Raw genomic sequence first — 12,300 nt, 5'->3', positions numbered from 1 at the left:
GCCTCAACTGCTGGAATGCTGGCTTGTGGCAAGGAGCTAATTGGGCCCACTAGTTACAGCCGTTTTGGGGTGTTACCCGAACGCCTGCACTTAGTACAACGCCTTTTGAAAGCCTTAAAGCGGCTTTTTCCTGCTGGTGAACCCCCCTTACGATGTGCTCGCAACGCCGTAAACGTTTTCGTAGATAATTAAGAAATTCTTTCCGCTTTTCGCGCCAAATCTTAGCGGGCCGGCGCCGCAGCCGTGGACTGGCGCTGAAACAGCTCCGATTTCAGCACTTGGCTTTGGCTGGGTAGGATGGCCTTCTTCTTCTCCAAGGCGCGGAGCAGAATTTTGGCGGCTTCGCGCCCAATGTCGTAAGCCGGCTGGGTGACGGTCGACAGCGGCGGGTCGAGCATTGAGGCGGCCTCGAGGTTGGAGAAGCCAATGACCTTGATGTCATCAGGAATAGTCCGCCCTAGCTCCTTGCACACGCGGTAGGTGCTGATGGCCAGCCGCTCGACGGACGCAAACACGCCGTCGATGTCGGGCCTGCGCAGCAGCAAGTCACGGATGAGTGCCACGTTCTGCTCGTTGTCCATCACGCCGTGCAGGATGAGGGTGGGGTCAACATCGCAGCCATGGGCCAGCAGGGCGTCGCGGTAGCCCTGCTGGCGAAATTGGCCAATGGACAGGTTGTTGGAAATGAGCAGGTGGGCAATGCGCCGACAGCCCGCCTGGATGAGGTGCTCAGTGGCCTGAAAAGCGCTTTCATAGTCGTTGGTGGTGACTTTGGCCGTGGACACCTCGGCGCATACCCGGTCAAAAAACACTATGGGAATGTTGCTTTCGCGCAGGCTTTTGATGTGGGCAAAATCCTCGGTACCGCTGGCGACCGACATTAGCAGGCCGTCAACCCGCCCGCCTTTCATGTGCTGGATAATGGAAACCTCCCGGGCATAGTCGTCGTGGGTAAGGCTAATGAGGACCTGGAAGCCGCTTTGGCGTGCGACTTCCTCGATGCCGTTGATGGCCAGGGCAAAAAAGTGGTTCGCCACCTTGGGAATAACCACGCCTATGGTCTTGCTAAGGTTGCGGCGCAGGCTGCTGGCGTAGGCATGAGGCTGGTAGTTAAGCGCGGTGGCCAGGGCACGCACCCGCTCCTTAGTTTGGGAGGAAACCTCGTGGCTGTCCTGCAAGGCACGCGAAACTGAGGCGATGGACAGATTCAACTCCTGGGCCAGGCGCTTTAGGTTGACGGGGGGCATTACGGAGAATTAGCGGAGCAGAAAAAGTATGGGAAACAATGGTAATAGGAAAATCATGCGAAATGACTTTCGTCCTGATTAACAATTTAGCCAATCAGGCATAGGGAAACTCAAAGAGGGCCAAGTAGTAACTGCTACAGCTGTTAGAAAGCATATAGCGGGCGCACCTACAAGGGCAATAATTGACTTCATTTTCCGCAAACGTTTACGTAGATAAAACGCACTTTACAGTATTAAACCACAAGTTAATGTCCAGTACTTAGCGGTGCCCAAATGAGAAAAGAAAACAGAACCCTAATGCACGGAGGCACTCGAGGTTTTTCTGTCGACGGCTCGCCTAAAAGCAGCTGGTGAGTCATGCCAAGTAGGGGGCTGAGTGCAATAAATTTTTCTGCTTTTTGAGGTTAGTAAAAGCGTGGTGGGCAGCTACCCTGCCGTTTTTCTACTGCCAACAGAACCTTCCATAGTATTCCCAAAATTCCCCCAAGCATATGAATTGTCAATTACACTTTTCCGCATTTCGACGGGTTGCGGGGCCACTGCTCCTGTTGCCGGCGCTAAGCCTGAGCCCTGGTTTAGCAGCCCGCGCGGCATCGGCAGCACCCTTCCTGGCCCGCCACGCGGCTGATGTTCCCGTGACCGGCCGCGTGACGCAGGCCAACGGCGAGGGCTTGCCCGGGGTGACCGTGCTGCAAAAAGGTACTACCAACGGCACTAGCACCACCCCCGACGGCCGCTTTTCGCTTAACGTACCTGAAAATGCCACCCTGGTGTTTAGCTCGGTGGGTTTTGTCAGCCAGGAGCGCACCGTAACGGGGGCGAATACCACAATTGACTTGGTGCTGGCCACCGATACCAAGGCCTTGGACGAGGTGGTGGTAGTGGGCTATGGTACCCAAAAGCGCCAGGATGTGACCGGCTCGGTGACGTCGGTGCCGCAGGACCGGCTTGAGCGGCTGCCCGTGGCCAACGTCGCGTCGGCCATTCAAGGCGCGGTGGCGGGCGTCACGGTTACGTCGGGTTCCAGCGTACCGGGCTCGCAGCCCAATATCCGTATTCGCGGGGTGCGCTCGATTACGGCCAGCGCCGACCCATACATCGTGCTGGACGGGGTGCCCTTGTTTCCGGGCAACCTGAACGACATCAGCCCGAACGACATTGCCTCGATTGAAATTCTGAAGGATGCCTCGGCCACGGCCATTTACGGCACGCGCGGCTCCAACGGCGTTATTCTGGTAACCACCAAGCGCGGCAAAACCGGCAAGCCTCAGGTGCGCTACAACGGCTACGGCGGCCCCGAATACATGGTAAACACCCTCACGCCCATGAGCGGTGAGGAATACCTGGCCAAGTACAAGGCATACACCGTGCAGGCCAAAATCACGCCCCAGACGACGCCGTACTCCTCCGAGCTGCCCAACTACAACGCCGGCATCACCACCGACTGGATTAAGGAAGTGTCGCAGCAGGGCTACATCCAGGACCACAACGTGTCGGTGTCGGGCGGCACCAACGACGTGAAGTACTACATCTCGGGGGACTACTTCAAGCAGCAGGGGGCCGTGAAGGGCTTTCAGTTTCAGCGGGTAAACTTCCGCTCGAACCTGGACGCCAACGTGACCAACTGGCTGCGCATTGGCACCTCGGCGTTCTACTCCAACTCCAACGACGACGGCGGGCGCGCCAGCCTGTCGCTAGCGCTGGCCTCCAGCCCCTACGGGCAGGTGTACAACCCCGACGGCACCTACAACATCTTCCCCGAGTATCCGGAACGCAACTTCGTGAGCCCGCTGATTGACCTGACCCAGAAGCGCGTCAACCGCAATAACCAGCTGGTGGGCACGGCCTACCTCGAAGTGCGGCCCACGTTTGTGGAAGGACTGACCTACCGACTAAACGGCAACTACTCGAACCGGCCCTACTACAATGCCAGCTACCGCGGGCGCCTGGACAACAACAACAACGGGGCCGCGTCCATCACCAACGACCTGCGCCGGAACTACACGCTTGAAAACATCCTGACCTATAACAAGGATTTCGGCAAGCACCACTTCGACCTGACGGCCCTGTACAGCGCCCAGGAAAACACATTCATCACGACCACCGAAAACGGCAGCGGCTACATCAACGACGGCACGGGCTACAATAACATCGGGTCGGGCAGCATTCCGGCTACCATCAGCTCCTACGACGAGCGCCGGGCACTGCTCTCGCAAATGGGCCGCCTGAACTACTCTTACGACAGCCGCTACCTGCTCACCCTCACCGCCCGCCGCGACGGCTCCACGGTGTTTGGCGCCGGCACCAACAAGTACGCGACCTTCCCCTCGGTGGCCCTGGGCTGGAATATCACAAATGAAGCTTTCCTGAGAGATAACAGCATCCTGAGCCTGCTCAAGCTGCGTCTCTCCTACGGCCTCACCGGCAACGAGGGCATCAACCCCTATCAGACCATCACGGGCCAGGGCCTAGTGAATTACGTGTCCGGTGGTGTGACCACGGTGGGCCTGCGGGCCGGCAACCTGGGCAACAGCAATTTGAAATGGGAAAGCACCACCAGCAGCAACATTGCCCTCGACTTTGGCATACTGAAGAACCGCATCGGCGGCACGCTGGAGTACTACGACGCTACTACCAAAGACCTGCTGCTGGCGCGCTCGCTGCCCACCATCACGGGCTACGGCAGCATCCTCGACAACATTGGCTCGGTGAACAACAAGGGCATTGAGGCCACCCTGAACACAGTGAACATCCAGCAAAAGGACTTCACCTGGGAAACGAGCTTCAACATCTCGGCCAACCGCAACCGGGTGCTGGCGCTGCTGGGGAACGGCGATGACATTGGCAGTAAGCGCTTCATTGGCAAGCCGCTGGGTGCCATCTACGACTACGAGTTGGCGGGCGTGTGGCAAGTAGGCGAAGATGCCTCGGGCCAGGACCCCAGCGCCAAGCCCGGCGACCTAAAGTTTGTGGACCAGAACGGCGACCATAAAATTGACGCCTCTGACCGAAAGTACCTGGGCTCCACGCTGCCCGACTACACAGCCGGCCTCACCAACACGTTCACCTACAAAGGCCTGAGCCTGCGGGTATTCGTGCAGACGGCCCAGGGCATCCTCAAAAACAACGACCTTCTGAACCGGGGCGATTTCGCCTGGAAAATCAACCAGCCGGCCAACATCGGCTATTGGACGGCCGAAAACCGGAGCAACGACCGGCCCTCGCTCATCTACACCAACACGCGCGGCTACGGCTACCCCTCCGACGCTAGCTACACCCGGCTCAAGGACGTGACGTTGAGCTACGCCTTCCCCACGGCCCTGCTCGACCGAGCCAAGCTGGGCAGCCTCTCGGTGTACGTAAGCGGGCGCAACATCTACACCTGGAAGAAGTGGATTGGCTACGACCCCGAGCAGAACTACGGCCAGGGCTACGGCGCCGGCAACACCGAAGGGCAATTTGCTGAGCCCAACTTCCCCAACGTGGCCTCCTTCGTCTTCGGCGTCAACCTAGGCCTGCGTTAATTCCCACCACTGCTCTTTCAATTTCAATGAAACGGATACTATTCAGCGCCGCTGCCCTTCTGGGCCTGGCCCAGGGCCTTAGCTCCTGTAAAAAAGACTTCCTCGACGAAAACCCGCAGTCGCTCTACACTCCCCAGACCACGCTGGTTGACTCCCTGGGCTTTGAGGCCGGCATGACCGGCCTGCAGGCCGTGGTGCGCGACATGTACACTACCACCGAGCCCCAGGGCCTGCTAGGCGTGATGCAGGTGGGCACCGATGCCGTGAGCCCGGCCATGCCCCAGGGCGTGGAAGTGCCTTACTACAACTACGAGAAGCTGCAGTCGCAGGACGGCGGCGCTGCCTTTTACTGGACGGCGGCGTACCGCATCATCAACAACGCCAACATCCTCATCCAAGCCGCGGCGAATGCGCCATCCTCGCTGCGCCAAGGCTACAAAAATCGCATCACTGCCGAAGCCCGCTTCTACCGGGCCTACGCCTACAACTTCCTCACCACGCTCTACGGTGCCGTGCCCCTGGTGCTGGAGCCGATAGCCACACCGCGCACCGACTTTACCCGCGCGCCGGTGGCAGAGGTTAACACGGCCATCATCAACGACCTGACGACGGCCATCCCTAATCTATTTCTGGCCAATAAAGCGGCATCGGGCCGCATAACGCAGGGTGCTGCCCGCCAGCTGCTGGCTGAGGTGTACCTGCGCACCAACCAGGCCAACCTGGCCGAGCAGCAGTGCCAGGCCATCCTGACCAGCAACCAGTATAAGCTCATCACGGCCCGCTTTGGCGTACGAGCCAGCGCCCCGGGCGACTACTACTCCGATATGTTCATCATCGGCAACCAGCGCCGCAACCAGGGCAACACCGAAATCATCTGGGGCATTGAGCAGCAGCTGAACGTCCCCGGTGGCCAAAACGGCAACGGCGGCCAGCAGCGCCGCATGTGGGTGCCGGGCTACTACAACATCACGGGCATGCTCATCGCCGACTCGCTCGGTGGCCGGGGCATTGGCCGTATGCGTCTCAGCCAGTGGGTGGACTACCGTCTGTATGCCGCCGCCGACATGCGCAACTCGAAGTACAACCTGAAGCGCAAGTTCTACTACAACGACCCCAGCAAGCCCGCCCTGTATGGCAAACGCGTGATAGTGACCGGCTCGGATACCAGCGTCCGCATCACCCCCTACATCACCAAGTGGAACATGTACAACCCCGTCGACGAGTTTGGCCTGGCCACGGTGAAGGACCTGCCGATGATGCGCCTGGGCGAAACCTACCTGCTGCTGGCCGAGGCGCAGCTCAAGCAGGGCAACACGGCAGGTGCCGCCACTAGCATCAACGTGCTGCGCACCCGCGCCCAGGCTGCTCAGGTTACGGCCGCCAACATTGACCTGAACTTCATTCTCGACGAGCGCGCCCGCGAGCTCATCGGCGAAGAAAACCGCCGCATAACTCTAGTGCGCACCGGCACCCTCATCGACCGTGTGACGCGCCTGAACGGCAGCTCCATCACCGGCTTGCGCCCCGAAAACCTGCTGCTGCCCATTCCGCAGTCGGAAATCGACCGGAACGTAGGCGGCGGGCTGACGCAGAACCCAGGGTACTAACCGGTATAGACCGGGTAGCCAGAGCAGTAAAATATGACCGTCCTGCCGCGCGGAGCCGACGCATCGCTGCCGCCGAGCAGGACGGTCTATATGGTAAGCTTATTCAAAATCGAACACCCATTTATCCTGCTGGTGGGTTGGTGAAATGGAAAACTCTACCCTCGCGCCGGCCGGCCTCTGCAAGGGCTGGCCGCTGTTGATTTCCATTTCGCCATTCCCGCTGCCCAGCTATCTCCCTTGATGACCAACCGAACCCTGTTGAGGCTGCTGATGGCGCTGCTGTTGCTCGCCCTTTACCTGCCCGGCTACGCTCAGCCTACCCTTCTTCAAAATGCTCCCGGCCGCCGCCTGCTCAGCCTCAACGGCAGCTGGAACTACATTCTCGACCCCTACGAAACCGGCTTTTACGACTACCGTCGAATGGCCTTCGACCAGTCTCCCTCGGGCAAGGGCGGCTACTATGACAACCAGAAGCCCAGCTCGCCCAAGGAGCCAGAGCTGATTGAGTACGACTTTGATAAATCGGCGGTGATGCAGATTCCCGGCGACTGGAACTCGCAGGACCCCAAGCTGCTGTACTACGAAGGCACCATATGGTTCAAAAAGAGCTTTTCGCTGAAGCCCCAGGCCGGCAAACGCTACTTCCTGTACTTCGGGGCCGTGAACTACGAAGCCCACGTGTACCTGAACGGCAAGAAACTGGGCATGCACCGGGGCGGCTTCACGCCCATTCAGTTTGACATCACCGACCGACTGAGCACTACCGGTGACAACTTCGTCATCGTGAAGGCCGACAACACCCGCCACGCCGAGGCCGTGCCCACCATCAACACCGACTGGTGGAACTACGGCGGCATCACCCGCGACGTGTACATCGCCGAAACACCGGCCACATACATCGCCGACTACCAGGTGCAGCTGGCCAAAAACGACCCCGGCAAGCTGGCCGGCTACGTGCAGCTCAGCGGCGAGGGCAAAGGCGGCCAGGCCGTGACCCTGAACATCGCCGAAGCCGGCATCAGGCAAACGCTGAAGACCGACGCCAACGGCCGCGCCACCTTCAGCCTGCCCGCCAAAAAGCTACAGTTGTGGTCGCCGCAGAGCCCCAGGCTCTACGCCGTGCGCCTGAGCAGCGGCCCCGATGCCGTGCAGGACCGTATCGGCTTCCGCACCATTCAGACGCGGGGCCAGGACATTCTACTGAACGGCAAGCCCATTTTCATGCGCGGCATTTCCATTCACGACGAAAACCCGCTCATCCCCGGCCGCACCCGCGGCGAGGGCGACCAGCGCATGCTGCTCACCTGGGCCAAGGAGCTGGGCTGCAACTACGTGCGCCTGGCCCACTACCCCCACCCCGAAACCATGATGCGGCTGGCCGACGAAATGGGCCTGCTGGTGTGGGCCGAAGTGCCCGTGTACTGGACCATTGCCTGGGAAAACCCCGCCACTTACCAGAACGCCGAAGCCCAGCTCTCTGACCTCGTCAACATGGGGAAAAACCGCGCCAGCATTGTGGTATGGTCAGTGGGCAACGAAACGCCGCCAGGCGACGCCCGCCTGAAGTTCATGACCAGCCTGGTACGCAAAGCCCGCGCCCTCGACGACACCCGGCTGGTGTCGGCGGCTTTGGAGTTGCACCGCGACGGCCCCAATGTACTAGTGGACGACGCCCTTGGCGCCGAGCTCGACCTGACCAGCTTCAACGAGTATGCCGGGTGGTATTGGGGCGACAAGCTGAGCGACCTGCTCAACTACAAGTTCACTATCAAGTACAACAAGCCGGTGGTCATCAGCGAGTTTGGGGGAGATGCGCTGGCCGGCTACCACGGCGACGCTGACACCCGCTGGAGCGAGGAGTACCAGGAGGCGCTGTACCAGAACCAGCTCAAGATGCTCAGCGGCATCAGCGGCCTGCGCGGTATGACACCCTGGATTCTGACCGACTTCCGCGCCACCCGCCGCCAGCATCCCGTGTACCAGAACGGATTCAACCGCAAGGGCCTCATTTCGAGCACCGGCCAGAAGAAAAAAGCCTTCTTCGTGCTACAGGATTACTATCGGCAGATGGCTCAAAAGTACGAACATAGATAAAGCTACGGCTACATATAGCAAAAACCAGCGCCTGAGTACCTAGAGAAGCCCCGATTTTAACCGCTATGACCTTCCACGTACCAGGAAGCTCAGCGCCCGGAGCAGTAGCAAACGTGCAGGCTGTTGAATAACAATCCGTCCACCCGCTGTGGCCCTTTGCACGTGCCACCATGGCCACGGGTGGCAAGGCCTGGGCACCCGCCCTGGCTTGTGGAGCTTTCCTGGCGGCCACCCCCAATGGGAAATGGGGGAGGGCGCTTGCTTAGCCGGAAATACGCTCTGCATTTTGTGAGTGAATGCAGAAAGCACCGGACCGGGCGAGCTACCAGTGGCCGCCAGTGAGTTGCCTCCCGTTCCGGGTGGCCCCACACCGCAATCCATCCCAAGCTAAAATCAATGCGTTTTTCTGTTTATAAATCTACTTTAGTCATTGCCCTGCTGGGCTTTGTCAGCTTCCCGAGTCATGCCCAGAAGCATGTAGCCGATACCGCCAGTATTGAGCAACGTATCAGTGGCCTGCTGGCCCAGATGACATTAGAAGAGAAAGTGGGCCAGCTGACGCAGTACACCGGCAGCCAGCTAACCGGGCCGGCCAGTATCCGCAAAACCACGCTGCTCAACAGCATCCGCGAGGGCACAGCAGGCTCGGTGCTGAACGTGAAAGGCGTTAAAGACACCCGCGAAGTACAGACTGTGGCCATGGCGTCGCGCCTGAAAATTCCGCTGCTGTTCGGCCTCGACGTCATTCACGGCTACAAGACGGTGTTCCCGATTCCGCTGGCCGAGGCGGCCTCCTGGGATTTGGACGCCATACGGCAAGCGGCGCACCTGGCGGCCCGAGAGGCGGCGGCCTCTGGCGTGCACTGGACGTTTGCGCCCATGGTCGACGTTGCCCGTGACCCGCGCTGGGGCCGCGTGATGGAAGGGGCCGGCGAAGACCCTTACCTGGGCTCCCAGATTGCCCGGGCCCGGGTGCTGGGCTTTCAGGGCGAAAAGCTGGGCGGCACCGATGCCGTGCTGGCCTGTGCCAAGCACTTTGCTGCCTACGGCGCCGCCATTGCCGGCCGCGACTACAACGCCGTCGACCTGAGCCCCCAGCAACTGTGGGAGGTGTACCTGCCGCCCTTCAAAGCAGCACTCGATGCTGGCGCGGCTACCTTTATGAATTCCTTCAACGCCCTGAACGGTGTGCCCGCTACGGGTAACCGCTACCTGCAGCGCGACATTCTCAAGGGCAAGTGGAATTACCAGGGCTTCGTGGTTTCCGACTGGGGCTCCATTGCCGAGCAGGTGCCGTGGGGATACGCCAAAGACAAGGCCGACGCAGCCCAAAAAGCTATTACGGCCGGCAGCGATATGGACATGGAGAGCGATGCCTACCACAACCACCTCGGCGAGCTGGTGAAAGCCGGCAAGGTTGACATAGCTCTGGTAGATGATGCCGTGCGCCGGGTGCTACGCAAGAAATTCGAGCTGGGCCTTTTTGACGACCCCTACAAATTCTCGAACGAGAAGCGTGAGAAGCAGGTGCTGAACGACCCGCAAAGCCGCGTGGCCGCCCGCCAGATGGCTGAAAAGTCGATGGTGCTGCTCAAGAACGAAAAAGCCGTGCTGCCCCTGAGCCGGCAGCTGCACAGCGTGGCCGTCATCGGCCCATTGGTGAGAGCCAAGCGCGACCTCGATGGTAGCTGGTCGGTGGCCTCCGACACCACACTGACCGTGTCCCTACTGGAAGGCCTGACCCGAAAAGTGGGCAGCAAAACCCAGCTGCGCTATGCTAAGGGCTGCGACGTAACCGGCGACTCCCGCGCTGGCTTCGCCCAGGCCGTGGAAACCGCCAAAAATGCCGAAGTGGTAGTACTGGCCGTGGGCGAAACCTGGAACATGAGCGGCGAGGCCAAGTCGCGGTCTGATATCCATCTGCCCGGCGTGCAGGAGGAGCTTTTCCAGGCCCTTAAGGCTACCGGTAAGCCTATTGTGGTAGTCGTGTTGGGCGGGCGACCCCTGATTTTCAATGCCATTTCTGACCAGGCCGACGCTATTCTATACGGCTGGTGGCCAGGCTCAGAGGGCGGCAACGCCCTGGCTAACGTGCTCTACGGCGACTACAACCCCGCTGGCAAGCTGCCCATGTCCTTCCCTCGCGCCGTAGGCCAGATTCCCATCGCCTATAACCAGCAGTACAACACGGGCCGCCCCATCACCAAGCCCGGCGATGCCACCTACAAATCGGCTTACATCGACGGAGCTAACACGCCGCGCTTCGCCTTCGGCCACGGCCTGAGCTACACCACTTTCAAGTATTCGGATTTAAAGCTCAGCCGCTCGCAGCTCACTGCCGCCGAAAACGTGCAGGTGCAGCTCAGGCTCACCAACACGGGCAAGGTGGCCGGCGAAGAGGTGGTGCAACTCTACTTGCGGGATATGGTGGCGTCGGTGGTGCGGCCATTACAGGAACTCAAGGACTTCAAAAAAGTGCATCTGCAGGCTGGCGAAAGCAAAGCCGTGGCCTTTACTATCGACCGCGACAAACTTGCCTTCTACAACCAGCAGCTGGAGTGGGGTGCCGAGCCCGGCGAGTTCAAGCTAATGATTGGCAGCGCCTCAAATGATATTCGGCTGGAAAGCAAATTCGAACTACTGCCTTAATTAACTATGAATCTGGACCTATCTACCCCAACACATTCTCCTAGTGCGCCCGTAGCTGCGCCGCGTTACCTGCCGGCCCTCGACCAGTTTTCCCTACGCGGCCGGGTCATCGTCATTACTGGTGCCACCGGAGTACTAGGCGAGAGCATGTCGCTCGCCGTGGCCGAAGCCGGGGCCCGCGTGGTGGTCCTCGGCCGCAACGATGCCCGAGCCCGGGCCCGTGTTGATGCCATTGAAGCCACCGGGGGTGAGGCCATGGCGGTGCTGGCTGACGTGCTCGACCAGGACCAGATGCAGGCGGCCTGCGATAAAGTCCTCAGCGCGTGGGGTACCATCGACGGGCTGGTGAACGCTGCCGGAGGCAACATGCCCGGCGCTACCGTGGGTCCCGACCAGGACCTGTTCGACTTCAGCATCGAGCAAACCCGCGGTGCCGTCGACCTCAACTTGTTCGGCACTGTAATACCGACCACTGTGTTCGGCCGGGTGATGGCCGAAAAGGGCAGAGGTAGCATCGTCAACGTGTCGTCGCTGACTGCGCAGCGGCCCCTGACGCGGGTGCTGGGGTACACCATGGCCAAGAAAGCCGTGGAAGCTTACACCCAGTGGATGGCCGTGGAACTGGGCCTGCGCTACGGCGGCGCCCTGCGGATGAACGCCATTGCGCCGGGCGTGTTCCTCACCGAGCAAAACCGCAGCCTGCTGGTGAACCCCGATGGCGGCCACACGGAGCGTGCCCATAAGTTTATTGCTCACACGCCCTTCCAGCGCTTCGGCAAGCCCGAGGAACTCACCGGTACCCTCATTTACCTCCTCAGCGATGCCTCACGCTTCGTGAGCGGCGAAACAGTGATGGTTGACGGCGGCTTCAACGCCTACAGCGGCGTGTAATTACGTAGAGTGTGCTCTGCATGGCGGTTTAAACGTTTAAAATATGCCCATTATCCAAAGCTGGCGCTGGTACGGCCCCAATGACCCGGTCAGCCTCCAGGACATCCGCCAGGCCGGTGCTACCGACGTCGTATCGGCCCTGCACCACATCCCAAACGGGGAGGTGTGGCCCGTGGCCGAAATCCAGAAGCGCCAGGCCGAGGTAGCCGCAGCCGGCCTCGCCTGGAGCGTGGTGGAAAGCGTGCCGGTGCACGAGCACATCAAAACCCGCACCGGGCAGTTCGAGCA

General features: G+C 60.3%; 7 protein-coding genes. 6 read left to right on the top strand and 1 reads right to left on the bottom strand.

The window, feature by feature from the left end; genetic code table 11:
• Positions 1-221: 221 nt before the first annotated feature.
• Positions 222-1,247 (bottom strand): LacI family DNA-binding transcriptional regulator, encoded by a 1,026-nt coding sequence (locus tag LJ738_RS09015; RefSeq protein WP_227786005.1) that lies wholly within the window; start codon positions 1,245-1,247, stop codon positions 222-224.
• A gap of 491 nt (positions 1,248-1,738) precedes the next feature.
• On the opposite strand from LJ738_RS09015, the gene LJ738_RS09010 reads away from it, so the two are divergent.
• The 6 genes from LJ738_RS09010 to LJ738_RS08985 form a co-directional block, all read left to right on the top strand.
• Positions 1,739-4,771 (top strand): SusC/RagA family TonB-linked outer membrane protein, encoded by a 3,033-nt coding sequence (locus tag LJ738_RS09010; RefSeq protein WP_227786004.1) that lies wholly within the window; start codon positions 1,739-1,741, stop codon positions 4,769-4,771.
• A 26-nt stretch (positions 4,772-4,797) separates the two neighbouring features.
• Positions 4,798-6,378 (top strand): RagB/SusD family nutrient uptake outer membrane protein, encoded by a 1,581-nt coding sequence (locus LJ738_RS09005; protein ID WP_227786003.1) that lies wholly within the window; start codon positions 4,798-4,800, stop codon positions 6,376-6,378.
• Positions 6,379-6,618: 240 nt separating this feature from the next.
• The gene (locus LJ738_RS09000) at positions 6,619-8,472 is read left to right on the top strand and encodes a glycoside hydrolase family 2 protein (RefSeq protein WP_227786002.1); all 1,854 of its coding nucleotides are present in this window, start codon (positions 6,619-6,621) and stop codon (positions 8,470-8,472) included.
• 396 nt (positions 8,473-8,868) lie between these two features.
• Positions 8,869-11,121 carry a beta-glucosidase BglX gene (gene bglX, locus LJ738_RS08995; protein ID WP_227786001.1) on the top strand — a complete coding sequence of 751 codons (2,253 nt, stop codon included), beginning with the start codon at positions 8,869-8,871 and terminating at the stop codon, positions 11,119-11,121.
• Between the two features lie 6 nt (positions 11,122-11,127).
• Positions 11,128-12,012: an SDR family oxidoreductase gene (locus tag LJ738_RS08990; RefSeq protein ID WP_227786000.1), complete on the top strand. Its 885-nt coding sequence runs from the start codon at positions 11,128-11,130 to the stop codon at positions 12,010-12,012.
• Positions 12,013-12,055: 43 nt separating this feature from the next.
• Positions 12,056-12,300, top strand: a 245-nt coding sequence (locus LJ738_RS08985; protein WP_227785999.1) for a mannonate dehydratase, incomplete at its 3' end; no start/stop codon positions are given.

Source organism: Hymenobacter plasmatis, from assembly GCF_020711255.1.
Lineage (GTDB): Bacteria > Bacteroidota > Bacteroidia > Cytophagales > Hymenobacteraceae > Hymenobacter.
This window is presented reverse-complemented; position numbering and strand designations above follow the sequence as displayed.

Coding starts and splice junctions, on each gene's coding strand:
- bglX (WP_227786001.1), top strand. CDS start 8,869: ATGCGTTTTTCTGTTTATAAATCTACTTTAGTCATTGCCCTGCTGGGC.
- LJ738_RS09010 (WP_227786004.1), top strand. CDS start 1,739: ATGAATTGTCAATTACACTTTTCCGCATTTCGACGGGTTGCGGGGCCA.
- LJ738_RS09005 (WP_227786003.1), top strand. CDS start 4,798: ATGAAACGGATACTATTCAGCGCCGCTGCCCTTCTGGGCCTGGCCCAG.
- LJ738_RS08990 (WP_227786000.1), top strand. CDS start 11,128: ATGAATCTGGACCTATCTACCCCAACACATTCTCCTAGTGCGCCCGTA.
- LJ738_RS09015 (WP_227786005.1), bottom strand. CDS start 1,247: ATGCCCCCCGTCAACCTAAAGCGCCTGGCCCAGGAGTTGAATCTGTCC.
- LJ738_RS09000 (WP_227786002.1), top strand. CDS start 6,619: ATGACCAACCGAACCCTGTTGAGGCTGCTGATGGCGCTGCTGTTGCTC.